Below are 26,989 nucleotides of genomic sequence, written 5' to 3'. Positions count from 1 at the left end.
GGATAATATACCGTGAAATCAAAACCACCTTCTCAACCTAAGCGTCATCGCGGTTATGTCCTGACGCCAAAGGGAGCGAAAAAACTGCAAAACCGGATTAGCGAGTTAGAGGATAAAACCGGAGTCAAGTACAATGCTGCCAAAATTTCTGAAAAATCTCAATTGATTAGTATTTCGGGTTTGCATCCGACAACGATCAGGAAAATATTGCGGGGACAAGGAGCGGATGAAAGTTCGTTGCGGTTGATTTTCCAGGTAGTAAACTTGGAATTGCAAGACCAAGATTACACGCAACCGGGAATTGACAATATTGTGAGGATTAATGCTACTCAAGATTGGGGTGAGGCAGTTGATGTTTCGGTTTTTTACGGTCGGGAGTTGGAATTAGAAAGTCTGTCCGAGTGGATGCTTGAAGCAGATTGCCGTCTAGTGGTGCTGTTGGGAATGGGTGGCATTGGTAAAACGGCACTGTCGGTGAAATTGGCGGAGAAAGTTGGGGATAATTTTGAGTTTTTGATTTGGCGCTCGCTCAAAAATGCCCCTGCTCTAGAAGAACTCCTCCCAGACTTAATTCAATTTCTTTCTCAGCAGCAGGAAACTGCTGTTAATTTACCCAAAACTCTCGGCGGTAAAATTTCCCGAATCACCCATTATTTACGCGAATCACGCTGTTTGTTAGTCTTCGATAATATCGAAACCCTGTTAAAACCTGGTAGTCCCGCCGGACGCTATCGGGAAGGTTATGAAGGGTATGGGGAACTTTTTAGACGAGTCGCAGAAACGGTTCACCAAAGTTGCTTGATTTTAACTTCACGAGAAAAACCCCAATGTATTTCGTCTCTCGAAGGCGAAAGCTTGCCGGTGCGTTGTTGGCAATTAAAGGGGTTACCCGATGTAGAAGGGGAAAAAATATTAAGTACTAAAGGACTGAGGGGTTCCCAAGCAAATATCAAGCAACTCGCGCAACTGTATCAAGGAAATCCCCTAGCTTTAAAAATTGTCGCGACTTCGATTCAAGAGTTATTTGCTGGCAATATTGCTGAATTTTTGGATGAAGGGGTAGCGGTTTTTAACGGGATTCGCAGTTTATTAGAACAGCAGTTTGATCGCTTGGCGACGCTAGAAAAGCAAATTCTTTATTGGTTGGCTATTAATCGAGAACCAGTTTCCCTCGCCCAATTACGGGAAGATATTGTGCCTCGGGTTTCAGCGGGTAGAATTATGGAATCTTTGGAGTTTATTGGGTGGCGATCGCTGATAGAAACCCAAACTACCAACGCCGGACAATTGTTTACTTTGCAACCTGTGGTGATGGAGTATTTGAGCGCTCGCTTGCTCGAGCAAGTCTGTGCAGAAGTCCGCACCGCCAGCGAGTCGGGAAACCCAGATAGCCTCAACCTCCTGAAACACCATGCCTTAATCAAAGCCGAGTCTTCTGAATCGGTGCTAGCTGCGCAATTTAATTTGATTTTACAGCCAATTGTTGAAGGTTTATTAACCAGTTTCGGTACCCGGGAAAATTTAATAGCATTCTTCAATAATATTATAGCATCTTTGAAGTCAAATTTACTGACAACTCCCGGTTATCTGGCTGGCAATGTGGTAAATTTACTAATTAAGTTAAAAGTAGATTTGAGCGGGTATGACTTTTCAGGACTAACAATTTGGCAAGGGTATTTCCCTGGAGTTAATTTACGGCGAGTTAACTTGACTGGGGCGAATTTAGCCAAATCGGTTTTTAGCGAAAATTTTGGCAATATTTATGGAATTGCGTTGAGTCCGGATGGAACGCAATTAGCGACGGGACATAAAGATGGGGAAGTGCGTTTGTGGCAAGTAGCAGATGGGAAATTGTTGTTTCGCTTCTTAGGACATAGCAGCACTGTTTGGTGTTTAAGCTTTAGTCCAGACGGAAAAATGCTTGCTAGTGGCAGCTTTGATAACACAATTCGATTGTGGCAGGATGAAACGGAAAATATTGGGGAGGGGGAGAGAAATTTATCGCCGATTCGCAATACTTTATCGTTTATCGGTCATGGGAATTGGGTCTGGGGAATTGCATACAGTCCGGATGGTAAAATATTGGCGAGTGGGAGTAGCGATCGCACGGTCAAACTCTGGGATATTTCCACGGGAAATTGCCTTACAACTTTGCAAGGACATACCGATATCGTCCATACAGTTGCCTTTAGTCCGATCCCCCTCACATCCCCCTTTTTAAGGGGGACGGGAGGGGGATCCCAAGGGGGGGTTATATTAGCCAGCGGCAGTGCGGATCGAACAGTAAGAATATGGAATATAACCACAGGAGATTGCCGTCAAATTCTCACCGGACACAAAAGTCAAATTTCTGCGGTTGCCTTTAGTCCCGATGGACTTTATTTGGCAAGTTGCGACGGACAAAGTATTAAAATTTGGGACATTACAACCGGAGAATGCCACCAAACTATCTGTAAATATCTGACATTTGTTTGGTCAATTGCCTTTAGTCCGGATGGGGAAACCATCGCAGGTGGAGATGACAAAGTTATCAAACTTTGGCATATCAAAACAGGAGAATGCTCTCAAATATTATCGGGATTCACCAGTAAGGTTTGGTCGGTAACATTTAGTAGCAACGGACAAATTATTGCAGGTAGCGATAAGCAAACCTTAAAGTTGTGGCAAATTAACGAAAACGGTGCTGTCAATCCGCTGCAAACTATACAAGGATATGCAAATTCGATTTGGTCGGTTGCGATCCCCCCTGCCCCCCTTGGTAAGGGGGGGCAGGGGGGGATCGTCGCATCTGGCGGTGCAGATCAAACCATCAGTCTCTGGGATATTTCAACCCGTCGCTGTTTAGGGACTCTATCCCAACATCAAAAATCAATCCGCACTCTCGCCTTTAGTCCGATCCCCCCCAACCCCCAATGCCTTGGGGGAAATTCTATCGCCGCCAACCACCCTGACCTTGGGGGAAATTCTATCGCCGCCAACCGCCCTGACCTTGGGGGAAATTCTATCGCCGCCAACCCTGACCTTGGGGGAAATGCTATCGCCGCCAACCCTGACCTTGGGGGAAATTCTATCGCCGCCAACCGCCCTGACCTTGGGGGAAATTCTATCGCCGCCAACCGCCCTGACCTTGGGGGAAATTCTATCGCCGCCAACCCCCCTTGGCAAGGGGGGCATGGGGGGATCTTAGCCAGCGGTAGCGAAGATAAAACCATCTGCCTTTGGCAGCTAAATAAAACAGGAATTGCAGATAAAATTAGTCGAGAAAATTTATCCCCAATTCAACTTTTAGGACATACAGGGTGCGTTTGGTCGCTGGCGTTTAGTCGCAATGGCAAAATTTTAGCTAGCGGTAGTTCCGACCAAACAATTCGACTTTGGGATATTAGTAACCGTCACTGTCTGCGAATACTGTCGGGACACGATAGTTGGGTGTTATCTGTTGCCTTTAGTCCGATCCCCCCTCACCCCCCTTACAAAGGGGGGATTTTAGCTAGCAGCAGTGCCGATCAAACAATTCGACTTTGGGATATCACCACGGGAGAATGCATAAAAACTTTATTTGGACATCAGGGATTAATTTGGTCAATTGCCTTTAGTCTCGATGGGAAAATTCTCGCCAGTGCCAGCGAAGATGGAACCGTTAAACTTTGGAACCTGCAAAACCTCACCCCTAACCCCTCTCCCCATCAAACCCTGCAAGGTCATCAAAGTTTAGTTTGGTCAGTTGCCTTTAGTCCGATCCCCCCATACCCCCCTTACCAAGGGGGGCATGGGGGGATTTTAGCAAGTAGTAGCGTTGACCAAACAATTCGACTTTGGGATGTGAGCGAGGGGCGGTGTATTAAAGTATTAGAAGGGCATAATAGCGCCGTGTGGTCGGTGGCGTTTACTCCCGATGGTAAAACTTTAGTTAGTAGCAGTAACGATGAAACAATAAAGTTTTGGGATGTAGAAACCGGGGTTTGTTTAGACACGCTTAGACCGGAAAGAATTTATGAAGGCACGAATATTACCGGGGTGACGGGATTGACCCCCGCACAGAAATTAACCTTAAAGGCATTAGGAGCAATTGAACATCAAGAAACCCGGTTTTTCTAACAATACCTACGAATCTCTCCAGCAATAATTGGCAATGCTGCGTCAACAAGTTGTCGGACTCCCAGGGTCAAGGGGAGGTGAAATCAGCTGGGGGTTTTTTACATTTTGATAACTCATGGTATTTTTACTCTCAATCTGGTAAAATAGTAACAAATTGGGTTCATTGTTCGTAGTAAGGGCAAAAGTCCTTAAACCTCTGGCATGAGAACGCGCATTCCTCACCTAGGTTCAGATGTGCGCGGACTTTTGCCAGCGCCTTTACTTTTTCTTCTTTTTCTTAAGTTCTTTTTAAAGCCACTATCTTCTCCCATAAAAGCACTTGGGCAAGCTAACACTGGAATTATCAAGACAGTATGCGGAAATCTCCGTCCTATCACTTCAACTAACCTTAAGCGATGAATCAGAATCTGTTGTTTTCTTCAGCAACCATTCTCATTGTTGACGACTTGCCAACGAACTTGCGCTTGCTAGATTCCGTGCTAACTCAACAAGGGTATAACGTTCTCAAAGCCATCAACGGTGAATTGGCGTTGAGGGCGTCAACAACCGTCGATATTGATTTAATTTTACTGGATATTATGATGCCGGGATTGAATGGATATGAGGTTTGTCGTAGATTGAAATCAGAACCAAAAACAGCGAAAATTCCAGTAATTTTCTTGAGCGCTCTCAATGAGGGATTTGACAGGCTAAAAGCCTTTGAAGTCGGCGGAGTTGATTATATTAACAAACCATTAGTCATCGATGAACTTTTAGTCAAAGTTCAGACTTATCTATCGTTGAGGGTAGCAGGAAAAGAAATTATGTTACTAGATCGGCGAATTGAAGAATTAACACAAGCACGGGAAGATCAGATAAAGTATGCTAAAAATCAAATGTAAATTGTCCGTCACGATATGCTGACGGGTTTACCAAATCGGGTGTTGTTTATGGAAGAGTTGAATTCAGCGATAAACCGCTCTAAAATTGAGCATAACTATCGGTTTGGGGTGCTATTTTTAGATGGCGATCGCTTCAAAGTAATCAACAATTCCCTGGGATATTTCGTAGGAGATGAACTGCTCAATGCTATGGGTCGTCGCTTACAAGATAATTTGAGCGAACAAGACACGATCGCGCGGTTAGGAGACGATGAATTTGCCATTCTCCTGACCGAGGCTCAAGATATCACCAGTGCCTCTGAAGTCGCTAATAAAATATTAGCAGCCCTGAAGCAGCCTTTTAACCTGCAAGGACATGAAGTATTTATCAGTGCCAGTATTGGAATATGTTTGGGTGGTCGAGATTATCAACAACCAGAACATATTCTGCGAGATGCAGCGACGGCGATGGGGCGTGCCAAAGAACTGGGAAAATCCCGCTATCAAATTTTTGATATTACCCTGCACCAGGAAGCAAGCCGGTTTTTACAGATAGAAAAAGAACTGCGTAAAGCGATTAAAAAACAAGAATTTATAGTCTACTATCAACCGATTATTTGCCTAAATACGGGTAAAATTGATGGAGTAGAAGCTTTGCTACGCTGGCAGCATCCCACCAGGGGTTTAATTGCTCCAGCCGAGTTTATTCCGGTAGCCGATGAAACTGGTTTGATTGCCCCTATTGGCAATTGGGTATTGCAGGAAGCTTGCCATCAACTTCGCCAGTGGCAAGCAGCAGGAATGGTGAATGATTCTTTCAAAATCAGCATCAATTTGTCCCCGCAACAGTTTAGCCAAGGAGACTTGCTCGACCTGATTGACCAAATTCTGATTCAAACCCAACTCAATCCCTACTGCTTAAAACTGGAAATTACTGAAACTGCGCTGATGGAAAAGTCCCAAGTAACTGTGTCGCTACTGAAGCAATTAAGCAGCAGAAAAATTGAGTTGAGTATTGATGACTTTGGCATCGGGTACTCTTCGTTGAGTTACTTGCATTCTCTACCAGTTAATGCGCTCAAGGTAGACAAATTTTTTGTGCAGAACCTGAATGAAACGCCGATCAATACGGGAATTGTGCCAGCAATTATTCGCCTTGCCAAGACAATGGGAATGAATGCGATCGCTGAAGGAATTGAAACAATTGAACAATTAGAGCGACTGCGAATGTTAGACTGCGACTGCGGTCAAGGATACTTCTTTTCTCAACCTTTACCACCGGAGGAAGTTATCGAACTAATTGCCAGAGAACCTCGGTGCTGAAATGACAAGGAAGACAAGGAGGACAAGGGGGATCGGCGTACTAATGTATTGTATTAAGGGAGGTTCCACCTCCGATAATTCGTTCCCAGGTTAAACCTGGGAACGAGAAAAGGGAGGTTCCACCTCCGATAATTCGTTCCCAGGTTGAACCTGGGAACGAGAAACGAGAAACGAGAACCTGGGAACGAGAAACGAGAAAACCTGGGAACGAGAAAAAACGAGAAATCTAAAATCTCGCGAGTCTTTGGTACAAAATAGGGGGAAAGATGGCTCGATCGCCCTATGTTAGTTAAACTCATCAAACGCAAACTCGCCAAGCTATCGGGTAAAGTCCCGTTGCGAACTGTCCTGATCGTTCCCGTTGTCTTGCAAATTGTTGCGACAGTGGGAATTGTGGGGTATCTTTCGTTTACAAACGGGCAAAGGGCGGTGGAAGAACTTGCGAGTCAGTTGATGAATAAGGTGAGCGATCGCATTGAACAGCAACTGAAACACTACTTGGAAAATCCCCAAGTCATCAATCAAATTAATGCCGAAGCGATTCAACATGGGCAGATAAACCTGCAAGATCCCAATAGCTTGACGCGCCAATTTTGGCAGCAGCGGTTTTTGTTCGATCGCGTGTGCGGATCGGCAATTTTTTTTGGCAGTACCGAAGGGGAATTTACAGGTTTGGGACTGCGAAAAGGCAAAATCTGGCTAATTGGCAGGGCGGGGAAAGCTACCAACAATCGATACTATAGCTATACGGTTGATTCCCTGGGAAATGCGGTAAAGCTAACAGAAACTATGGAAAGTTTCGACCCCAGAAACCGCCCTTGGTATCAAGACGCGATGCGGGCGGGCGATCCGGTTTGGAGTCGAGTTTACCCCGATTTTAGGCAAAAAAGCCCCAAAATTGCGATCGCGCAGCCGGTATACGATTCTTCAGGGCGACTGCGGGGAGCGATTGGGGTAGATTGTTTGCTTTCTTCGGTGGGAGAGTTTCTCAGGCGCGTAGAATTGGGGCAGTCTGGGGAAACTTTTATTATCGAGCGAGAGGGAACCCTGGTAGCTAGTTCATCGGATATATTACCCTTTGATGTGCAAAAACTGCGACAATTGTATGCTAAAGAAAGTAGCAATGCTTTGATTCGATCTACGGCAAATTACCTGCAAGAAAGCTTTGGCAATTTTTATACTATTGACCGCAGCAAGCAACTCAGTTTTAAACTGAATGGCGAACGGCAATTGGTGAAAATAACGCCGTTTTCCGAGCAATTTGGGTTGGATTGGTTAATTGTGGTGGTAGTTCCAGAATCGGATTTCATGGAACAAATTCATGCCAATACCCAAAGAACAATTTTGCTTTGTTTGGGAGCGTTGGGATTGGCAATTATTATTGGCATTTTGACGGCGCGAACTGTAACGCGACCGATTCTTAAGTTAAGCGCAGCGAGTCAAAAAATAGCCAGCGGCGAACTCAATCAGCGGGTGGATGTGGAAGGTAGTGCAGAATTAAAGGTGTTGGCAGATTCGTTTAATCGGATGAGTCGGGAAATTCAGCTATCTCGCGCACAACTGGAAGAGTATGCGCGATCGCTCGAACAAAAAGTGCGCTTACGCACCCAATCCCTCGAACAAGAAATTATCCAGCGCCAGCGCACCCAAGAACAACTAGCAACAGCTTTGGACGCCGCCGAAGCCGCATCCCGCGCCAAAAGCGCCTTCCTCGCCAACATGAGTCACGAGTTACGATCGCCTTTAAATGCCATTCTCGGCTTTGCTCGACTTACAATTAAAAGCAAGGATCTCCCATTAAAACATCGGGAAAATCTTGCCATTATTAACCGCAGCGGCGAACACCTCCTCGACCTGATTAACGATATTTTAGATTTATCCAAAATTGAAGCAAATCGCACAACTTTTAACCCCCAAAACTTCGACCTCTATTCCCTACTCGATGAGTTGGAATCTTTGTTTTGGCTCAAAGCTGAAACCAAGCAGTTACAGCTAATTTTCCAAATCGACCCCCAAGTACCTCGCTACATCCAAACCGACCCCCTCAAACTGCGCCAAGTTTTAATTAACTTACTCAGCAATGCGATTAAATTTACTCAGAAAGGAAGCGTTACTTTAAAAGTGGTAATGGGTAATGGGTCATTGGTAATAGGTCATGAAAAAGACAATTCCCAATTACCCTCGTTCCCTGGATCTGCCTGGGAACGCAATTCCCAATTAAATTTTTCAGTTGCAGACACCGGAGTTGGCATTCCTCCTGAAGAACTCGACAGCATTTTTGCAGCCTTTGTGCAAACCAAAGCCGGACAACAAGCAGAAGGAACGGGTTTGGGATTGCCCATCGCTCGCAAATTCGTGCAGTTGATGGGGGGAGAGATGAGCGTTAAAAGTCAAGTCGGAAGCGGCAGTATTTTAAATTTTTATATTTCGGTAAATGTCGTTGAAAATAGTGAAATAACAACCGATAATTCTGAAAATATTGTTATTGGTTTAGCACCCAATCAACCCCAGTATCGGATATTAGTGGTAGATGACAAAGATTACAATCGTCACCTGTTATTGCAACTATTACAACCCCTGGGTTTTGCAGTTAAAGAAGCGAGTAATGGACTGGAAGCTGTAGAAATTTGCCAAAGTTTTGAGCCGCATTTAATTTGGATGGATATGCGGATGCCGGTGATGGATGGTATTGATGCAACTAAACAAATCAAGGCCACAATTCAAGGTAAAAATACAAAAATTATTGCGCTGACGGCGAGTACCGTTGAAGAAGAGCGATCGATTATTATTGCTGCTGGATGCGACGATTTTTTGCGTAAACCTTTCCGCGAAATGGATATTTTTAACTTAATGAATAAGCATATTGGAGTGCTATATATCTCTGAAAAAAATGAATCGGTCAAAACTGCAAATTTAGGAGATAATAGCGACAAGGCTTTAACGCCTGAAGATTTAGCGGTTTTACCGGAAAGTTGGTTGAATTCCCTTTATCAAGCGGCAGCTTTAGCAGATTCTGAAGCTGCTTTCCGGTTAATTGAACAAATTCGCTCTGAACGCGCAACATTAGCTGCCGCTTTAGCTAAGCTTGTCGATAATTTTGATTTTGAAGCGATTGAAAGTTTAATCGAAAATTTATTTAATAACTCAAGTTGCTAGTTATCTCTTTCAGATCGGCTAATGGCTAATGGCTAATGGCTCAATCAGTAAACCTCCTATATTAGCAATTAGCAATTAGCAATTTAACTAGCAACTTGCGTTAATAGCTAATCGCTCATCCATCCCCATCTAAACAAAACACAATGAACAACCAGTTTATTGCTATCGAAAAAGCCAATATTCTCATCGTTGACGATACCCTAGAAAATTTGCGCCTGCTTTCTAATATGCTGACCCAGGAAGGCTATAAAGTGCGAGGCGTACCCAAAGGTCAAAAAGCGATCGCCACGGCACAGTTAGCACCTCCTGATTTAATTTTGCTCGACATTATGATGCCAGAAATGGACGGCTTTGAGGTTTGTCAACAGCTTAAAGCGGGGGAAACAACTCGCGATATTCCGGTGATTTTCTTAAGTGCTTTGAACGATACTTTAGATAAAATTAAAGCCTTTTCTATTGGGGGAGTGGATTATATCACAAAACCATTTCACGTGGAAGAGGTTTTAGCCCGCGTCGAGAATCAATTGCGCTTGCGATCGCTGCAAAAACAACTGCTCGAACAAAATACTATTCTACAAAAAGAAATTCGCGAACGCCAGGTTCTAGAAAAAAGGTTACGGGATTCTGAGATGGAGATGCGGGGTTTTTTTGAAGCGATGAGCGATATCGTTTTGTTTATCAATGAGGAGGATAACAGTCTTAAAATTGCGCCAACGAATCCGGATCGCTTTTACCCGCCTGATACCGATATCCTTGGTCAAACAATCGAACTTTTTTCTGGGGACAAAGCCGAGATTTTTAACAGTAAAATTAAGCAAACTTTAGAAATACAGCAACCGATTAATTTTGAATACAGCCTAGAACTAGAAAACCGACAAATTTGGTTTATTGCCAGCATTGCGCCCACCTCAGAAAATACAGTAGTTTGGGTAGCGCGGGATATAAGCGATCGCTACTTAGCAGAAGCAGCGCAAAAACGGCGAGGGACAATGGATAACCTACTCTTAAATATTTCCCGCGCTTTCCTCGACCAAGATATCGACACGGCGATTGATTTTACCCTGAGTAAGATTGGGGAATATACTGGGAGCGATCGCAGCTACATTATTCGGTTCTGCGACCAGCAAAAATACTTGAGTATGACTCACGAATGGTGTGCAAAAACAGCCGATCCGCAAACTGAATTATTGCAAGAAATCCCCGTCGAAACTTTCCCTTGGATGTACGAGCAACTCCTGCTTGGTAAAACCGTAATGATTAGCGATGTTGATAATTTACCCCCCGAAGCAGTTGCCGACAAAACAGCACTTACTTGCCTATCTATCCGTTCATTAATCAACATTCCCCTACTGCATCGAAACCAACTCGTAGGCTGTATTGGTTTAGTCACCGTCCATATTGCCAAACAGTGGAATGCAGAAGAAATTAACCTACTCAAACTCGTAGGAGAAATAGTCGCGATTGGTTTAGCCAGAAACGACGCAGAAATAGAGCGGCAACAAGCAGCAGCAGCAGCGTTTGCAGCGAGCCAAGCCAAAAGCGAATTCCTCGCCAACATGAGCCACGAACTCCGCACCCCTCTGACTGCAATTCTCGGACTTTCTGAAGTTTTGCGAGAAGAAACTTTTGGTCCTTTGACTGCCAAACAGCACCAGAAATTAGCCACCATCGAACAAAGCGGTCAACACTTGCTGGAACTGATCAACGATGTTCTCGACCTCTCTAAAATTGAAGCGGGAAAGATGGAATTGCAACTCGCTCCCACGGATATTTCAGGGTTGTGCAATGCCAGTCTCGCCTTTGTCAGACAGCAAGCGCATCAAAAACGAATTCAATTAACTTGTCAGGTTCCACCCCAAATCGGCAAAATCGAAATCGATGAACGGCGGATGCGACAAGTGCTGATTAATTTACTCAGTAATTCGGTTAAATTTACCCCGGAAGGCGGTGAAGTTTGGCTCGAAGTTCAAGCAGATCGAGAACGGGAAATTGTGCAATTTAGTGTCGTCGATACTGGTATCGGGATTGCACCACAAGATATCCATAAACTCTTCCGACCTTTTGTACAGTTAGAGGGTGCTTTAAACCGGCGCTATGCTGGTACTGGGTTGGGACTGGCGTTAGTGCGACAAGTTGTAGAATTACACGGTGGTTCTGTATGTTTAGAAAGCGAAGTCGGAAAGGGAAGTCGCTTCACCGTGTCCGTACCTTGGCGTCAGAAATCAGAAGCGATCCCCCATCCAGAATCTTGCATTTCCTATCCCTACTGTTTCAATTTCAACCAAGTTTTAATCGTCGAAGATTCTGCACCCGCTGCGGAACAAGTTGCCCATTATTTATTAGAATTAGGAGTAAAAAATTACACTATCCATTCTCTGGGAACCGGGACGACTGAAGCCGCTCTGCAATTAAACCCAGATGCGATAATCTTAGATTTACAGCTGCCAGATCGTTCCGGATGGGATGTTTTGGCCCAACTGAGAAGCGAACAGAGGACGCAGCACATTCCCATTTTGATTGTTTCCGTGGTGGATAAACCCGCGCGAACTGGGGACTTGGGTGTGTGCGAGTATCTGGTCAAACCTTTTTCCCGCCATCAGTTTCAGCTAGCGTTACGCAAGCTGATCGCCAAACGCGATGCCACTGACAACCCCAAGCCTACTGCGGCAACAACACCTTTAATTCTACTGGCAGAGGACAGCGAGACAACAATTTATACAATAGTTGAATATTTAGAACTAAAAGGTTATAGAATGGCAACCGCAGTCAACGGCATCCAAGCCGTTCAAATGACAAAACAGCTAAAACCCGACCTGGTGCTAATGGACATCCAGATGCCCGAAATGGACGGCTTAGAAGCAACCAGGCAAATCCGCGCCGATGGGGAAATTGCGGCAACTCCGATTATTGCCCTGACTGCCCTCGCCTTGCCGGGAGATCGGGAAAAATGCTTAGAAGCCGGGGCAAACGAGTATCTTACGAAACCCGTAAGTTTGCCAAAGCTCACCGAAGCGATCGCGCACTTCCTACCAGCTTCGTAGTATGTTCGTAGTAGGCGCTTCAGCGCCGTCAGATGACTAATAGCTAATACCAACAAATAAGAAAAATAACTAATGACTCACCCACAAAATCAACCAGATCATAAAAAACTTCGCATCCTAATTATCGACGACGAAGAAAGCATATTTGAAGTAATTGAAGGATTGCTTCTGCGAGAAGGTTATGACTTAACTTACGTATCCAGCGGCAAAGAAGCATTAAATCAAATTGAGGAAATTCAACCCGATGTTATCTTATTAGATTTAATGATGCCAGAAATGGACGGATTGGAAACCTGCCAGCAAATTAAAGCCAATCAGCGTTGGTGTCACATTCCCATTATTATGGTCACAGCTTTAAGTTCTAAAGAAGATTTAGCCCGCTCTCTCGAAGCAGGTGCAGATGATTTTTTGTCAAAACCCATTAACAGTATCGAAATGCGAGCGAGGGTGAGATCGATGTTAAGAATTAAGCTCCAGTACGATGCTTTAGCAGCTACTCAGCAACTGCGAACGCTTAATCTTTTTAATGCATTTTTGCAGTAATAACGCAAGTTGCTAATTGCTAATTGCTAATTGCTAATCGAAGAACGCGAAGTTATCATAAGCTTCAGCAATATAAGCTGCTAAGCACCTAATTTGAGAGCCAGATTTTCCTTTCTTCTTGTGGGGTGGGCATCTTGCCCGCCACTTTATTGGATTTAAATGCGTAGCAGCTTACTATTTTTCTTGCCATTAGCTATTAGCCATTAGCAATTTCTTCAGATTGAGCTAACGCTTCAGAACCTGCTACAATTTCCAGAATTTCTTCAGTAATTGCAGTTTGACGCAACTGTTGAAATTGAGCGTTAAATTCGGATAATCTTTCTTCAATATTTTGCTCGGCAACTTGCATAGCAGCGAGGCGACTGGCGTTTTCACTCGCTAAAGATTCGGCAAAGGCACGATAGAGAGAAATAAAGAAATATTGCCCGATTAATTCAGAAAATAACCGACTTCGATCCATCGTGAACATAGGTAACGTGCGCGAGTTCCAAGGTTGTTGTTGCAAGTTAGATAGCCACGTTCTATCGAGGGGTAATAAATGCAGCGTATGGGGCGTGTAGGATGTGTTAGAACGGGGTTGATTGTAAAACAAGATAATGCGATTAATTTGTTGCGTTTGACGCCAAGCTTCGATTTGCAGTAACAATTCTTGCACCATTGGCGTGATGCCAGCAAGGGAACTCGGCATATTAAACGAGGATGCAATGGTAACTTTAGCATTTTCCAAAGGTGGGATAACCCTTGCCCCCACGGTTACTATTGTGCGGTTTTCTGATGCTATGGGTAATTGCTCGATTTGATTAATCGCATAATGGGTAATTTGTTCGTTAAATTGACCGCACATTCCTTGGTCAGAGCCAAATATAATCGCAGCCAAACGGTTATTTATAGCGGGTTCTATTCCTGCCAAATTATGCCCTTCGGAACTAGCATAACCCAGCACAATTTGCAACCCCATTTCAATCGTGCGGTTATATTCCGCGAGAGATTCTACTGCCCTTTCGTATTGGCGAATGCTGGCAGCAGCAAGGACTTTCATTGTTTTTACCACCGATTGCAGTTCTTTGGCGGTGGTAATTTGGCGTTGGAGGGAATCAATTGCTGGCATGATTTTGTGAGACAGGACTAAAGCTGCGTGTCACAATCGGTGGTTGGTGCGTGACGTTACAAGTCTCATTGCTACCTTGAAATATTCTCGCAGCGTCACGCACCCTACAGAAAAAATATGCCAGTGCTTACGCAAAGACTCTAAATGTAGGGTGCGTGACGTTACAAGTCTCATTGCTACCTTGAAATATTCTCGCAGCGTCACGCACCCTACAGAAAAAATATGCCAGTGCTTACGCAAAGACTCTAAATGTAGGGTGCGTTAGCGAAGCGTAACGCACCACAACCACTATATATGATGTAAGTGAGTAAGTCCTAATACATAGTTTTGACATCAACAATTACAAATTACTGAGATTTTGAGCCGCTCCACAATCTTTACAGTACGGCAAATGTTTATAAGTAAGATTGTGACAGCTTTGGCATTCAACATATTGATAATAACCGCAGTGGGGACAGTAGGTATCATGTCGCCGAATCTTCTTAGCACACTTAATACAGCGCGATTTTTGCACTCTGTTCGCTGCCTGAATTTTAGGATTCAAGACAACTTTTTGACAAAACTTGATAATGCCAAAACCAACCAGCGGGATGAGCAAAATATAAAAATAGCTGATGAGGAAAAGCAATCCTCCCAACAAGGCGCTAATGATATCAAATAACCATTGAAATATGGCGCCGATTTGCAAAAATTGAAAAACTTTAAGAATGAGCGGTATAAAAAATATCACCAGCAAATGCCAGCTAATTAGCGAGATCAGTCCATATCCTCTTCTTTGGGCGAATTTGTGAACTGATAAAGCGCCGATAATCAGCGGTAGCAGAAACAGCGATTGAAAACCAAGTTGGATACTTGGATACCAAAATGACGCATGTTGATAGCCTTTTTCAACTTGCTTAAATTTATCGTCATTGTTCAGAAAGGCAATAAAATTGGCGGTTTCTGGTTTGGCAAGCAATTCATTTTTAAGATTAGAGATTTCGGTTTTCAGTGTAGAAATTGTGGCGTTATTTTGCTCTAACTGCTGTTTGGCTTTTTCTGCACCGACTTGATTAATAGATTGTTCGCGAGGTTGACCTGCAATTTTTTCCAATAGCGTCGAATCGTATTGGGCACGAATATTGCGATTGACTTGTTCCAACCTGCTGATTTCTGCTTGTTTCCGTTCAATAGTTTTTATAGTTTCCTGATTTTGAGCATTTTTAATTTTGTCTTTCTCACCGGCATACTGCAAGCAGGTAGCAGAAATCTTACCCAAATGTCCTTCTGCTTCTTGTTGATAGGTTTGCTGAAAACTGGGTTGATTGTTCCTGTCATAGGGGAGTGAAACCCTGACAATTTCATAGTTTTTATCTTGAGTGGTTTGTTTCCGGTAATTGTTCCACTCGGAATAACATGGATAAGCTTGGTAAGGACTGATATGCCACCTGCTAATGTCATCCAGTCCGGCAAAAACATTGATTAATATAAAAATATCAATCAAAATAATGACAATCAAACTCACTTGATTTACGGGTTCGTTTTTGATTGTCCTTGTATTCCTAAAAAACTGATTGAAAAGGCGGCGAATTTTGGCAAGCATATTTTTTCATAGGTGGTACTGGATTTAATTTATTCGATTTACTCATTTTCCAACCCAGAATGGGTCAGTTTAATGTTTGGCACAAGAGATGCGATCGCATGAAATTATCCAGCCTATACTGGTTACTGAAACTTGGGGTTACTCCCTTCGCGGCTGGAGAATACCTATTTAACTAACCGCAGAGGCACAGAGAACGCAGAGGTAAGAGAAATGAAGAGGTAGATGGTTTTATAGGGCTAAGGGAGTAATATTTACAATCGCATTCTTGGCTACATTCACAATCGCTGTGAAATCTGCCTCGTTGAGTTTTTCGCCAGATTGGATGGATTTACACACTTGGGGCAATTGTTCTGTCACTGCTTTGGCAACGGCTTTTTCCGCAGCGGCAATATTTTCAATCGCCAAATCATCAAATACTCCCGATGTTACTGCCAGCAATACGGCAATTTGTTCTGCCACTGGCATGGGTTCGTATTGATTTTGTTTCAAAACTTCCCGTACTCGCCTTCCCCTTTCTAGGGTTTTGCGAGTTGCTTCATCTAACCTGGTTCCAAAGCGGGAAAAGACTTCCAATTCTTCAAATTGAGAATAAGATAGACGCAAATCTCCGGCGACGGCACGATAGGCGGGGAGTTGGGTTTTTCCCCCTACCCGCGATACCGATTTTCCCACATCAACCGCAGGGATGACGCCTTTTTGAAATAAGGTAGGAGACAGGTAAATTTGCCCGTCTGTAATCGAGATTAAATTAGTCGGAATGTAGGCGGAAATATGCTGGGATTCTGTATCGATCATCGGCAGTGCTGTTAACGAACCTCCACCTTTTTCTGCATTCAAATGAGTTGAACGTTCTAACAAGCGAGAATGGATATAAAAAATATCGCCTGGAAATGCTTCTCGACCGGGCGGACGGCGCAATAATAAGGATAATTCCCGATAGGCGCGGGCGTGGGCGGTGAGGTCGTCGTAGATAATTAATACATCCCTTCCTTGTTCCATGAAATATTCTGCCATTGCCGTTGCTGCGTAGGGGGCAATAAATTGCAATCCCGGCGGTTCTTCTCCTGCTGCTACGACTACTAAAGAATAGTCCATTGCGCCGTATTTTTGTAAATCGGCAATTAGTTTAGCAACAGAAGAACTGCGCTGTCCGATGGCGCAGTAGACGCAGAGAACGTCTTTATCTTTCTGATTGATGATGGTATCGAGAGCGATCGCGCTTTTTCCAGACGCGCGATCGCCTAATATTAATTCTCGCTGTCCCCGTCCAATTGGAATTAGCGCATCTACCACTTTTAATCCTGTTTGCAATGGCACGGTTACCGGGGCGCGATCCATAATTCCCGGCGCTTCTCTTTCCGCCGCACGGCGTTGCGACACCCGCACCGAACCCCTATTATCCAAAGGACGCCCCAGGGGGTCTACGACTCGTCCCAGCAGCGTTTTTCCCACGGGTACATCTAATACTCTTCCAGTGCGGCGCACTTCGCAACCTGCTTTGAGATGTTCGCTTTTATCTAACAAAATAATGCCCACTTCATCGGGGTCGAGGTTGAATACCATTCCCATTCCATTTCCCCGAAATTGCACCACTTCTTCTGATTTTACCGCCGGTAATCCGGCGACGCGGGCAATCCCTTGACCGATGAATTTAACAATGCCAATTTCCTGGGATTTTAAGTCGGGTTTTTGGGTGGTTAGTACGCGATCGAAGGTCGTGAAGGTGTTGTCTAAAACTGTTTGTAGAACTTGGTTATCTTGGCTCATATTAACGCCTTTGTTTTATGGTGCGATCGCAACTGGGTAGGCGCGAATCGCACCATCCATAGTTGCGATGGTTAGATTGTGTTGCACTGCTTGGCAGATTAGCATACGGTCAAATGGATCGCGGTGCAGCAGTGGCAGTTTCGCCAGTTATGCAACGCTTGCTTCATCTAACGAAAGGCTAGAAATCAAATGCTGTTCTCGCTGTTTTGGCAGATAGATTTCTGGTGGTTCCGGCAATGGTAACTTGCCTAGTTGGTACTTGACGATGGCTTCCCAAATTGACACAACACTCAGATAAACTTCGTTATCGCCGTTGCGAATGTCATCGCGCAAAGCACCTGGCAAACGGTTGTCACCGCTGATGTACCAAAGAAAAATATGCGTGTCTAGCAGCAGCTTCATTTACCCTCAAACTGTCCGATGATTTCTTCTGGCAAAGGTGCATCGAAATCGTCTGGTGTGCGAAATTCTCCCGCACACAAACCAAAAGGTCGAAACTGCTTAGCACTTAGACGAACTTGCTTAATTTCTGCCACAGGTTTATCTGCTTGAAGAATCACAAACGTTTCGCCTGCTTGTACGCGCTGGAGGTAACCCAGCAAATCGCGCTGAATCTCATCAAGGCTGATGGTTATCATCATGTAACTGTATTAGACTCACTGACATTTACAAGATAACGCTTTCAAACTAAAAATACTGATAAAGTTGCGGGAGAGCTTCGGGTAAGGGAGGCATATCGCTTCTTCTCCTTGGAACCGGACAGTTTCGAGAAAGCTAAACATTTGATATCATGTCCCCCTAATTACCCTAAATAAAAATCTCGACCCGTCACCGTTTCACCGTTCTCCCAAGTCATTCTTAACTATGGGTGAAGAACCGAACATGATATGAGCCACTAATTGAGCGCCCCAATTGCTACTCGCGCCTGAAGGGCTGGCGATGCACCTGCTTTGATAGGATCGCTACATGACGGAAAGAGCGAGTTTACCCAAACGCTGGTATCAGCACTTTGCCAACATTCCGATCCGAGTGTTGCTCACCGTTCCATTTATGTTGCAATTGGTGGGAGCGGTGGGGATAGTGGGTTATTTGTCTGCTCAAAATGGACAGCAATCGGTGAGGGAACTTGCAGATCAACTCACGCAACAGGTATCGCTGCGGATTCAAGATCGCCTCACCTCCTACCTACACGCCCCCCAAGAAGTTGTCGCCGCGAACCATCTGGCAGTAGAGCAGGGAACCTTTGACCTCAAAGACTTTGAGCAACTGCGACAGCAATTTTGGCAACAAGTCACCCTCAACCCCTCACTCCAATCTGCCTTCTTTGGCAACGAGTTAGGAGAAGCAATTGGGTATGGACGCTTTCAGAGTGAATGTGCAGGATTCTCGACGCAAGGGCGGGAGTTGAGAGCGAGACACCATAAATTTAAGCCTAGTCTGCTTTTTATCTGTAAACTTGAGTTCGATGTCAAGTTGATAGAAGAAAAAACTTGACATTCCTCTGGACATTCGTGCATAATCAAGCCCAGATGTCGGTAAAAGTAGATTTAACCTCAAAAATTCCCCTAGATTCGGCAATTCAAATTTTTTTGCATCAAGGGGATCGGCACATACTAAGGCGGTATCTTGCTCGCGTCGAACAAGAAAAACTGCTATTAGGCAAGCGGTGTACTTGGGGTGAATCAAGCAATCGACAGGTTTAAACACGTTGAGAAAGGCAGAAAATCATGATTTTTCGAGATCGGGAAGGAAACTTTTACCTAGACTAACCGGGACGTTGAAAGCCCTGTCTCTTTAGAGCAGGAATGAAACGGACACGAGCGAATTTATTCGCTTATCAGCTTTCTGGCATAAGTTTCAATCAATTCGCTGATACTTACACCTTGTAACTGAGATTGCTTAGTTAGCATCTGCCAAGCTGTATCAGTTATTAAAACACAGCGTCGTTTTTTTAACTCATTATACAACACCGGGCTATTTTTTATCCTTTTTTTGCCTTTTCCAGTTGACATATCTAGAAGTGATATCTATACTAGATGTAAGTTAACAAATAAAAGGTGGTGATGCAAGTGCAATGCCGATGGAATTTTAAATTAAAGCCAACTTTAGAACAAGAAAAGCAAATGTCAGAATGGCTAATTACTTTAAGGAAACATCGGAATTATGCACTTAAACAAAGAGAACAAGGGTTTAACACAAACAATTCCCAATGCGATGAGGCGATCGCTTATGCTTGGGGTAGTTACTGCAATCTCTCTTCAAGGATTGAATATGGCTCGTGCTGTCCTTTAACTTGCCCTGTGTTAAAACATGGAGTTATCCCTGATGACTTAGAACTGGCTTTAAAGCGTTCCAAAGGTACGATTAAGTGGGACAATGCCTCTGGCATTCAGATGAAATTAACTACCAGGTTACGCCATAAAAATTCCTTTTTTGCTAGGGTTGATTCAACGGTTTTGCAGCGCAATCTCGCTAAATTGGATACAGCTTTTAACAATTTATGGAAACATGGAAGAGGTTTCCCTAAGTATCTAAGAAGGTTAGATTCCTTTGAGTACACACCTGGAAGAGTAAAATTAATTTCTAGTAGAGAAAGCTATGCTGTTGTTTACATCCCTGGCATTGGAAATGTGAAGATGTACAATAGCAGAGATTTCAGCCTGGTCAAAGACATTAGAACTTGTACTGTTAAACGGACTGGTGGTTACTGGTTTATCTCCATCTTAGTGGAAGTGCCTTTCGAGTTACCAGAGCAACTACCTATTGAGCAAGCTGCATCAGTTGTTGGCATAGATGTAGGCATTAATAAGCTAGTCGCAATATCTGATGGTAGTTTTGTTGAGAATATTAGACCGACTACCAATAATAGGACAGCTAGGCGTTTAACGATGCGTCAACGAGCCATCAGCCGCAAAAGGCAAGGTTCTAAAAACAAGGCTAAAGCATATCAAAAATTGTCGATAACTCAGCACAAACTATCTCAGAAACGAGATGGCTATAACTGGCAAGCTGCTAGCAGGATTGTCAAAGCTGCTGATGTTATGGCGCTTGAAAACCTAAACATTAAAGGAATGGTTAAACGTGCCAAACCATTGCACAATGGCTTTGGTGGTTATCTAAAAAATGGTGCAACGGCTAAATCTGGGTTAAGCAAAGCAATCCTTGATTGTGGATGGGGTGACTTGTTTAAGAAAATTGCTTGGTTGGCTGCCAAGTCAGGTAAACCACTTATCGCTGTTGACCCTAAACATTCAAGCCAAGTTTGCCCAAAATGCGGACATATTGACAAAAAAAATCGCAGTGGTGAGAAATTCATCTGTACCAACTGTGGCTATGCCGATCACGCTGATACGAAGGCTGCAAGAGAAATAGCAAAGCGTGTTGGACTTGTCTTTCCAAAAAATAAAAAGACACTACCTGCGGACTGTGGGAAAGTTACGCCTGTGAAGAAATCAACGCCTAATGGGGTTGAGTCCAGGAACCATGCCTATGAGCAATTGAATATTCAGTTAAGCTTGTTTGATTTAACTAAATACACAATTGCTGACAAACGGATATCCAGAAAATATGGCAGAAAATCTGGAGAATCCCCGTTTCTTTAGAGCGGGGAGTGTCAAAATATTCCAGAAGCTGAACTGAGCAAATTCAGAGTAGAAGCAGAACTCCCAGAGAATGCAGAAGTGGTAGGCAGAGAACCCGAGATGTCAGGTTCTCCAACAAGCGCAGCTTACAACTACGCGGCACCAGAAGCAGCAGCTTACAACTACACGGCACCAGAAGTAGCAGCTTACAACTACGTCGCACCAAAAGCAGCAGCTTACAACTACTTCGTACCAGCAGCAGCAGCTTACAACTACGCGGCACCGACAGATGCCACACCAGTAGCAGCTTACAACTACGCGGCACCAGAAGCAGCAGCTTATAACTACGCGGCACCAGCAGTCGCGTAAATCTATGCCGCTCCAGTACCGCAAAGCAGAAGGGCGCTCTACTGGAGCATTGTAGTTTATAGCTAATTATGTGTCCACATACTAATAGACAAGAAGAGCTAGACGAGGCAGTAAATCTAGAAGAAAAGATTGCTGCCATGAGGGAAGCTTTTAAATTAATGCCAGCAGGAGTTATAAGAGATAAAAAAGACTATGCAGCGTTTTACTTAAATTTGAGCCGGACTGGTGAGGACATAGTATCTTATTTAGTAGATGGTTGGCCAGCTTTCCTGATTAATAAACCAGAACATGTTGAGTACGTCCTGGTAAAAAATCAAGCCAACTACAAAAATCCATATCATCAATACGCGGAGTTGGCAGAACAATATACTCATGAGGGTGTATTTTTACTGAATTTACATAGAAACTCTGGAAATCAAACGGAAACATTTGAGGGGATAGTCAGCGACATAGCTAAAGCGGCGACAGCAACTGTCTGGGAGTGGGAAAAGCGATCAAAAGTAACACGTGTTCAGATAGATATCGAAACGAAGCAGATGCTATTTGGCAGCATGGCAAAAATTCTGTTTAATATAGAGGTTAGCGATTGGAGCGAAGCATTTGTAAGTGCAGTAAATTTTGCAGAAGAATACTCGTTCAATCAATCCTACTTGAAGCGTAGTATTTCAGCAGCCGAACTTATGCCGATAGAGCAAAGCTATCAAAAAGCGATCGCAGTAGAGAACGGAATAGCTGCGGGGATAGCTCGTCGTGCTGGGTTAGTAACACCTAATAGCGAGGTATCGCAGGATCTCAAGACAACAATCGTCCGAACATTGTTAAATAGTTACAATGGGATGGCAACAGCACTGTGCTGGGTAATTTATCAACTAGTGCAGCACCAAGAAGTGCTAGAGAGGGTATATAACGAGGTGGATCGGATTGTTGGCGATCGCGAACCTACAGTTAAAGACATTTCCAAATTATCTTATCTGCGACTGGTGGTAATGGAAGTCTTGCGTTTATACCCACCCGCATGGATATTAAGCAGGCAGGCAATTAAAGCGGAGCGAATAGGGGAAACTCTAATTCCGTCAGGAGCAATTATTTCCTTATCGCCCTATACTATGCAGCGAAAGGCAGACTTATGGGAGAGACCAAAAGATTTTATACCAGAGAGGTTTTTACCAGAGCAATCGGAAGGACGCCCAACTTTTGCTTACTTTCCATTTGGAGGGGGAACACGTAGGTGTCCGACAGGGCGGTTAGTTGTTAGCCAACTGCAAATTATGTTAGCGGCGATGCTACGCTTGTGCAATTTTGAATTAGCCTCAAACGAGGTTGTCAAACCACGCGGTTTGGTATCTCTGCACCCTCACCCAGGAGTATGGATGAGGGTAATGCCTAGGAAATAGAGTACGCAGCTAAGGACGCAATTCTTAGAGTTTAAGAACTAGGGTGCAAGCTAACATCTAAGTTGATTGATATACGTTCACCCGCCGCTTGTACCTGGTTAACTCTATGGGGTAAGAAGCTTGGAAATAGAAGAAACATACCGGGTTTGGGGCGAACGGTATACTGAGCAGTTTCCCAAATAGAGCGAGAAGCAACTCGCCCACTACGTGGATCGATAAGAGTCAAGTTGCCAGACTCTGCTGCCGAAGGTGCTGTAGGAACTTCTACATAGTAGACGCCAACAAGGTCAGTTTTGGTATGAACGTGTTCGTACTGGAAACCTCCCTGTCTCAAAATAACTGCCCAACCTTTATAGCTATAGTGAAAAGTTGAAGGAGTGGACCCGCTAAAACTAGCTTTCCCCCACTCTTTCAAAAAAATTTCGATTTGGTTGTTGATAAAATGCTTAAGCGTTTGGATAGCAGGAACGCCAGAATCTAGGAAATTTAAGCTAGACTGCCAGCCATGGTTAACAGTGCTAAATTGTGAGTAGTCGCGCTCGTTTTGCTCAAGATTGCGAATATAAGCTGCCAAGTCCTGATTGAGAGCTTCGCAACCTGGGAACTCGGTTTCTCCAAGCAGGGTTGGAAACAAAATATTTATTTTTAATCCCTGATAGTTCATCGTTGTAGTTGTAAGCGAGCGTCTAGCCGTCGAGATGATATCATGGTTCGGTAGCATCGTATTAAAAAGGTTCGTAGTCAGCACGCTTAGTGCTTGAAATAACAAGATTTTGGGGCACTCTCTGTACCTACTACAAACAAGAGCAATATAACCGGACATGATATGATAGATTATAAACTGAAGTTTGCCAGAAATCTGTTCTTTTAGCAAACCCAAGTTTGATTGAGGCACAATCACTGGTTTTGATTGCACCCTGTTTTAACCCAAGTCGTATTTTTTTTGAGTTCAGAGAGTTATTAAACTTATATCAAGTTCATGAACCAAATAACCTTAACAGAATTTAAGTCAGAGCTGCAAAAAGAAGCACTCGTTAACCTGGGATTGGCAGCCCCTTTAGCACTTGCTCAACTAGCTGAGGCTGGCATCCCTGTAGTAAATGCGGTAATGATGGGCTTACTTGGTACTCAAAATTTAGCTGCGGGTGCTTTGGGTACAATCACTTTTGTTACCTTATTAGTGGTTGGCGTTGGTATTCTGACAGGAGGAGGAGCGCTTGCAGCTGAGGCTTTTGGAGCTAAGGAAATAGATCGAGTTACCCGTATTAATTGTCAGGGGCTGTGGCTGGCAGTTGCTATCTCCTTACCCGCAATGCTTATAATATGGAACTGTGGCTCTATCTTGCAATTATTAGGTCAAGAAGAAAGCACCATAGTATTGACAACAAGCTATTTACACGCTCTAGTTTGGGGATTGCCTGCTGCCCTCAGCTTTTTACATTTAAAACGAATTGCTGCTGCGATCAATTTTCCCCAATTTGGCATAGTAATTATAGTTACATCTTTAATTTTGAATGTCCCTGTAAATTACGTCCTGATGTTTGGATACATGGGCTTTCCTGCCCTTGGTTTAGCTGGGATCGGCTGGGGAATTACCCTGATTTATTGGGTGAGCTTATGCGCAGCAGTTATGGTGATTTATTTCCATCCAAAAAGTAGAGATTACAAGCTTTTTCACGAGCTGAATCAGTTTGATAAAGAGCTATTTGTGAAAATTTTTAAGACTGGATGGCCGATGGGGATTCAGTTGGGAATGCAACTGGGACTCTTCGCGGCAACGGCTTGGCTGATGGGAACCTTGGGAACGGCAAGTTTAGCAGGCCATGAAATTGCCATTCAGACATCAGACCTTTTTTTAACAATTCCAGTAGGAATTTCTGCGGCAGCTACAGCGAGAGTAGGGCAGATGATGGGAGAGAAGAATGCTTTGGGAGCGATGAGGGCAGCCTTGCTCAATGTGACATTTAATGTACTATTTGCCAGTGTTGTTGCGTTAGGTTTTGAGTTGTTTTCTCAGCCGATTGCCGCAATTTATTTGGATATCAATAATCCCGATAATGCCGTGGCAATTAGTCGAGCAACTTATTTTCTAAAATTAGCAGGAATCTACCAATTTTTTTGTGGAATTCAAATAATTGGAGTGGGGGCTTTGCTCGGATTGCAGGATACCCGCGTCCCCATGCTAATTAACATATTGATATTCTGGGGTATTGGATTAGGTGGAGGATATATAATGGCAATAACTTTAGGTTGGGGAGGGAGTGGTTACTGGTATGGTTTAATTCTGGCTACGGCAATTTCGGGCATAATTTTAATGGTGCGGTTTTATCTTGTGAATTTTCACAAAATACCCGCTCCTGAATTGCAATCATCGGGTACTTAAAGGATTTTACAATAGCTTTGTCTAAAACGGAAGTTACCCGATACACATGTAGGATCGCGACTTCAATCCCTTGCTTAGGAAGGGATTGAACCTGTTCTTTTTTCAATACCCGCAGTCATGTATAGCTAGGGATGCTTCTTCATCAGCTGCTTCGCTAACGCCAAGCAATTTTCTGCAATTGATTTGAGGAAAAAATCGGCTGAAATCAACGCCACAGTAAGTAGGTGGAGGGAAATAAAGTGAAAATAGTTATGTAAGCATAGGGCGGGCAGAATGCCCACCCCACAAGAATTTCAGCTCTCTTGTGGGGTGGGCGGGACGCCCGCCCCATGTTCAGTTTATTTATACTCACCTACTTATTGGTTTCAAGGATTGCAGTCATGTCATCGATTTTCCTTACCCTTGGAAAGTCTTAAGCTGCTACGCATTTAAATCCAATAAAGAGGCGGGCTTTCCGGCCCACCCCACAAGAAGAAGGCAAAATTTGACTCTCAAATTAGGTGCGTAGCAGCTTATCTCCTCATGGTTTTAGTTGCCCCTGGTTGCACCAACCTTCTATTTCAGCCAATTTCCATGATTTAATAGGATATTAAATGCAAAATTCTCAGCTAAATGTTATGAACCGCTCGGCAAATACCCAAGTTGCAAGTGATTTTTCCCCAGAAATGGTGTTCCTACAAATGAGATATGGCAGTTGGATCTTCCAGTCTATCTATGCAGCCGCTAAGCTAGGGATAGCCGATTTGTTAAAGGATGGTTCTAGGAGTTGCAAGGATTTGGCAAGTGCAACGTCAACCCACGAGCGTTCCCTCTATCGACTTTTACGGGCACTCGCCAGTATGAAAGTTTTTGAGGAAACAGAACCCGGTTATTTTACTCTCACACCACTGGCAAATTACTTACGGAGTGATGTCCCTGACTCCCTAAAGGCGAGAGTAATTATGAATGGTGAGGAACAGTATCGAGCTTGGGGTGAGATAATGTACAGCATACAAACTGGGAAGAGTGCATTTGAGCATTTGTATGGGATGAATCTTTTGGATTACTATGCTCAAAATCCCGAAGCCGGAAACAATTTTAATCAGGCAATGACTAGGAGTTCAACCCTTCAAAACCCAGGGATAGTTTTAGATTACGACTTTTCTGATGTCCAAACTTTGGTAGATGTTGGTGGGGGACAGGGGAAGTTATTAACGGACATCCTCAAAGCCTATCCCAAAATGAAGGGAATTTTATTTGACCAACCCGAAGCGATTAAAGGAGCAAAATCACTCATTGAACAAGCCGGAATTTTAGACCGCTGTGAGCTAATAGCAGGTAACTTTTTTGAATCTGTGCCAGCAGGAGGGGATGCTTATATACTCAAGTATGTCATTCATGATTGGGATGATGAAAGGGCGATCGCTATCCTCAAGCGTTGTTATGAGGCAATGCCAGAGCATGGGAAACTCTTACTTGTAGAGCAAGTCATTCCATCCGGAAATCAACCCTCTTTTAGCAAGATGCTTGACCTACAGATGTTAGTGCTTTGTCCGGGTGGGTGCGAACGTACAGAAGCAGAGTATCGTATCCTCATGGAGAAGTCAAAATTCCAGCTGATCAAGATTGTTCCTACGCAGTCCTCTCTGAGTGTGATTGAGGGAGTAAAAACAGTTAGAAAAAATCTACCTATTTCTCCCTAAATCTCCCTAAAGACTGAGCATAATGTGAAGAATTGAGAAGATTTTGACCAGATCAAACTCTTCTCAAATTAAGATCGCACTCACAACAGGTACTTCCATCGC

20 protein-coding genes are annotated in these 26,989 nt (G+C 43.9%); 13 read left to right on the top strand and 7 right to left on the bottom strand.

Annotated elements, in window-relative coordinates; genetic code table 11:
- The first annotated feature begins 12 nt into the window (after window positions 1-12).
- The 6 genes from ACE1CM_RS42165 to ACE1CM_RS42140 all read left to right on the top strand — a co-directional run bounded on the left by ACE1CM_RS42165 (window position 13) and on the right by ACE1CM_RS42140 (window position 13,021).
- The gene (locus tag ACE1CM_RS42165) at window positions 13-4,098 is read left to right on the top strand and encodes an NB-ARC domain-containing protein (protein WP_374885259.1); all 4,086 of its coding nucleotides are present in this window, start codon (window positions 13-15) and stop codon (window positions 4,096-4,098) included.
- 395 nt (window positions 4,099-4,493) lie between these two features.
- A complete protein-coding gene (locus ACE1CM_RS42160) occupies window positions 4,494-4,979 on the top strand; it encodes a response regulator (protein ID WP_374885258.1) in 486 nt (161 codons plus the stop codon).
- A 15-nt stretch (window positions 4,980-4,994) separates the two neighbouring features.
- Window positions 4,995-6,281 carry a putative bifunctional diguanylate cyclase/phosphodiesterase gene (locus tag ACE1CM_RS42155; protein ID WP_374885256.1) on the top strand — a complete coding sequence of 429 codons (1,287 nt, stop codon included), beginning with the start codon at window positions 4,995-4,997 and terminating at the stop codon, window positions 6,279-6,281.
- Between the two features lie 282 nt (window positions 6,282-6,563).
- Window positions 6,564-9,437: a response regulator gene (locus tag ACE1CM_RS42150; RefSeq protein WP_374885255.1), complete on the top strand. Its 2,874-nt coding sequence runs from the start codon at window positions 6,564-6,566 to the stop codon at window positions 9,435-9,437.
- Window positions 9,438-9,580: 143 nt separating this feature from the next.
- The gene (locus tag ACE1CM_RS42145; RefSeq protein ID WP_374885253.1) at window positions 9,581-12,478 is read left to right on the top strand and encodes a response regulator; all 2,898 of its coding nucleotides are present in this window, start codon (window positions 9,581-9,583) and stop codon (window positions 12,476-12,478) included.
- A 72-nt stretch (window positions 12,479-12,550) separates the two neighbouring features.
- Window positions 12,551-13,021: a PleD family two-component system response regulator gene (locus tag ACE1CM_RS42140; RefSeq protein ID WP_307731505.1), complete on the top strand. Its 471-nt coding sequence runs from the start codon at window positions 12,551-12,553 to the stop codon at window positions 13,019-13,021.
- Between the two features lie 196 nt (window positions 13,022-13,217).
- On the opposite strand, the gene ACE1CM_RS42135 is transcribed toward ACE1CM_RS42140, so the two are convergent.
- From ACE1CM_RS42135 to ACE1CM_RS42115, 5 genes are all read right to left on the bottom strand, one after another.
- Window positions 13,218-14,129: a F0F1 ATP synthase subunit gamma gene (locus tag ACE1CM_RS42135; protein ID WP_374885252.1), complete on the bottom strand. Its 912-nt coding sequence runs from the start codon at window positions 14,127-14,129 to the stop codon at window positions 13,218-13,220.
- A 340-nt stretch (window positions 14,130-14,469) separates the two neighbouring features.
- Window positions 14,470-15,711 (bottom strand): hypothetical protein, encoded by a 1,242-nt coding sequence (locus tag ACE1CM_RS42130; protein ID WP_374885250.1) that lies wholly within the window; start codon window positions 15,709-15,711, stop codon window positions 14,470-14,472.
- Window positions 15,712-15,939: 228 nt separating this feature from the next.
- Window positions 15,940-17,478 carry an alternate F1F0 ATPase, F1 subunit alpha gene (locus tag ACE1CM_RS42125; RefSeq protein WP_374885248.1) on the bottom strand — a complete coding sequence of 513 codons (1,539 nt, stop codon included), beginning with the start codon at window positions 17,476-17,478 and terminating at the stop codon, window positions 15,940-15,942.
- A gap of 147 nt (window positions 17,479-17,625) precedes the next feature.
- The gene (locus ACE1CM_RS42120; protein ID WP_374885247.1) at window positions 17,626-17,880 is read right to left on the bottom strand and encodes a type II toxin-antitoxin system VapC family toxin; all 255 of its coding nucleotides are present in this window, start codon (window positions 17,878-17,880) and stop codon (window positions 17,626-17,628) included.
- Window positions 17,877-18,119, bottom strand: coding sequence for a type II toxin-antitoxin system Phd/YefM family antitoxin (locus ACE1CM_RS42115; RefSeq protein ID WP_374885245.1), 243 nt, complete (start codon window positions 18,117-18,119; stop codon window positions 17,877-17,879). Before ACE1CM_RS42115 ends, ACE1CM_RS42120 begins: the two co-directional genes overlap by 4 nt.
- Window positions 18,120-18,444: 325 nt before the next feature.
- On the opposite strand from ACE1CM_RS42115, the gene ACE1CM_RS42110 reads away from it, so the two are divergent.
- Window positions 18,445-18,972 carry a hypothetical protein gene (locus ACE1CM_RS42110; protein WP_374885243.1) on the top strand — a complete coding sequence of 176 codons (528 nt, stop codon included), beginning with the start codon at window positions 18,445-18,447 and terminating at the stop codon, window positions 18,970-18,972.
- A 17-nt stretch (window positions 18,973-18,989) separates the two neighbouring features.
- Window positions 18,990-19,181 carry a hypothetical protein gene (locus ACE1CM_RS42105; protein WP_374885242.1) on the top strand — a complete coding sequence of 64 codons (192 nt, stop codon included), beginning with the start codon at window positions 18,990-18,992 and terminating at the stop codon, window positions 19,179-19,181.
- 123 nt (window positions 19,182-19,304) lie between these two features.
- Here ACE1CM_RS42105 and ACE1CM_RS42100 read toward each other — a convergent pair whose 3' ends face one another.
- A complete protein-coding gene (locus ACE1CM_RS42100) occupies window positions 19,305-19,490 on the bottom strand; it encodes a hypothetical protein (RefSeq protein WP_374885241.1) in 186 nt (61 codons plus the stop codon).
- Between the two features lie 51 nt (window positions 19,491-19,541).
- Here ACE1CM_RS42100 and ACE1CM_RS42095 point away from each other — a divergent pair, with 51 nt between their 5' ends.
- The 3 genes from ACE1CM_RS42095 (at window position 19,542) to ACE1CM_RS42085 (ending at window position 22,822) form a co-directional block, all read left to right on the top strand.
- Window positions 19,542-21,080 (top strand): RNA-guided endonuclease InsQ/TnpB family protein, encoded by a 1,539-nt coding sequence (locus ACE1CM_RS42095; protein ID WP_374885287.1) that lies wholly within the window; start codon window positions 19,542-19,544, stop codon window positions 21,078-21,080.
- Window positions 21,081-21,179: 99 nt separating this feature from the next.
- Window positions 21,180-21,428: a hypothetical protein gene (locus tag ACE1CM_RS42090; protein WP_374885240.1), complete on the top strand. Its 249-nt coding sequence runs from the start codon at window positions 21,180-21,182 to the stop codon at window positions 21,426-21,428.
- A 68-nt stretch (window positions 21,429-21,496) separates the two neighbouring features.
- The gene (locus tag ACE1CM_RS42085) at window positions 21,497-22,822 is read left to right on the top strand and encodes a cytochrome P450 (protein ID WP_374885239.1); all 1,326 of its coding nucleotides are present in this window, start codon (window positions 21,497-21,499) and stop codon (window positions 22,820-22,822) included.
- 31 nt (window positions 22,823-22,853) lie between these two features.
- Here the strand turns inward: ACE1CM_RS42085 and ACE1CM_RS42080 are convergent, their stop codons facing one another.
- Window positions 22,854-23,543, bottom strand: coding sequence for a TIGR02466 family protein (locus ACE1CM_RS42080; RefSeq protein WP_374885238.1), 690 nt, complete (start codon window positions 23,541-23,543; stop codon window positions 22,854-22,856).
- Window positions 23,544-23,801: 258 nt separating this feature from the next.
- Between ACE1CM_RS42080 and ACE1CM_RS42075 the strand changes: the two genes are divergently transcribed.
- A complete protein-coding gene (locus ACE1CM_RS42075; protein ID WP_374885237.1) occupies window positions 23,802-25,205 on the top strand; it encodes an MATE family efflux transporter in 1,404 nt (467 codons plus the stop codon).
- 617 nt (window positions 25,206-25,822) lie between these two features.
- Complete coding sequence (locus ACE1CM_RS42070) at window positions 25,823-26,887, top strand: methyltransferase (protein ID WP_374885235.1); 1,065 nt, start codon at window positions 25,823-25,825, stop codon at window positions 26,885-26,887.
- Window positions 26,888-26,989 lie beyond the last annotated feature (102 nt).

It is taken from the genome of Microseira sp. BLCC-F43, assembly GCF_041929235.1.
Classification (GTDB): Bacteria; Cyanobacteriota; Cyanobacteriia; order Cyanobacteriales; family Aerosakkonemataceae; genus Microseira.
The sequence above is the reverse complement of the archived record's forward strand: the minus strand, read 5'-3'. Positions and strand labels throughout refer to the sequence as shown.

What these genes read in the sequence shown, in the direction of transcription:
- ACE1CM_RS42160 (WP_374885258.1), top strand. Translation starts at nt 4,494, where the DNA reads ATGAATCAGAATCTGTTGTTTTCTTCAGCAACCATTCTCATTGTTGAC.
- ACE1CM_RS42155 (WP_374885256.1), top strand. Translation starts at nt 4,995, where the DNA reads ATGCTGACGGGTTTACCAAATCGGGTGTTGTTTATGGAAGAGTTGAAT.
- ACE1CM_RS42150 (WP_374885255.1), top strand. Translation starts at nt 6,564, where the DNA reads ATGTTAGTTAAACTCATCAAACGCAAACTCGCCAAGCTATCGGGTAAA.
- ACE1CM_RS42145 (WP_374885253.1), top strand. Translation starts at nt 9,581, where the DNA reads ATGAACAACCAGTTTATTGCTATCGAAAAAGCCAATATTCTCATCGTT.
- ACE1CM_RS42140 (WP_307731505.1), top strand. Translation starts at nt 12,551, where the DNA reads ATGACTCACCCACAAAATCAACCAGATCATAAAAAACTTCGCATCCTA.
- ACE1CM_RS42135 (WP_374885252.1), bottom strand. Translation starts at nt 14,129, where the DNA reads ATGCCAGCAATTGATTCCCTCCAACGCCAAATTACCACCGCCAAAGAA.
- ACE1CM_RS42130 (WP_374885250.1), bottom strand. Translation starts at nt 15,711, where the DNA reads ATGCTTGCCAAAATTCGCCGCCTTTTCAATCAGTTTTTTAGGAATACA.
- ACE1CM_RS42125 (WP_374885248.1), bottom strand. Translation starts at nt 17,478, where the DNA reads ATGAGCCAAGATAACCAAGTTCTACAAACAGTTTTAGACAACACCTTC.
- ACE1CM_RS42120 (WP_374885247.1), bottom strand. Translation starts at nt 17,880, where the DNA reads ATGAAGCTGCTGCTAGACACGCATATTTTTCTTTGGTACATCAGCGGT.
- ACE1CM_RS42115 (WP_374885245.1), bottom strand. Translation starts at nt 18,119, where the DNA reads ATGATGATAACCATCAGCCTTGATGAGATTCAGCGCGATTTGCTGGGT.
- ACE1CM_RS42110 (WP_374885243.1), top strand. Translation starts at nt 18,445, where the DNA reads ATGACGGAAAGAGCGAGTTTACCCAAACGCTGGTATCAGCACTTTGCC.
- ACE1CM_RS42100 (WP_374885241.1), bottom strand. Translation starts at nt 19,490, where the DNA reads ATGTCAACTGGAAAAGGCAAAAAAAGGATAAAAAATAGCCCGGTGTTG.
- ACE1CM_RS42095 (WP_374885287.1), top strand. Translation starts at nt 19,542, where the DNA reads ATGCAAGTGCAATGCCGATGGAATTTTAAATTAAAGCCAACTTTAGAA.
- ACE1CM_RS42090 (WP_374885240.1), top strand. Translation starts at nt 21,180, where the DNA reads ATGTCAGGTTCTCCAACAAGCGCAGCTTACAACTACGCGGCACCAGAA.
- ACE1CM_RS42085 (WP_374885239.1), top strand. Translation starts at nt 21,497, where the DNA reads ATGTGTCCACATACTAATAGACAAGAAGAGCTAGACGAGGCAGTAAAT.
- ACE1CM_RS42080 (WP_374885238.1), bottom strand. Translation starts at nt 23,543, where the DNA reads ATGCTACCGAACCATGATATCATCTCGACGGCTAGACGCTCGCTTACA.
- ACE1CM_RS42075 (WP_374885237.1), top strand. Translation starts at nt 23,802, where the DNA reads ATGAACCAAATAACCTTAACAGAATTTAAGTCAGAGCTGCAAAAAGAA.
- ACE1CM_RS42070 (WP_374885235.1), top strand. Translation starts at nt 25,823, where the DNA reads ATGAACCGCTCGGCAAATACCCAAGTTGCAAGTGATTTTTCCCCAGAA.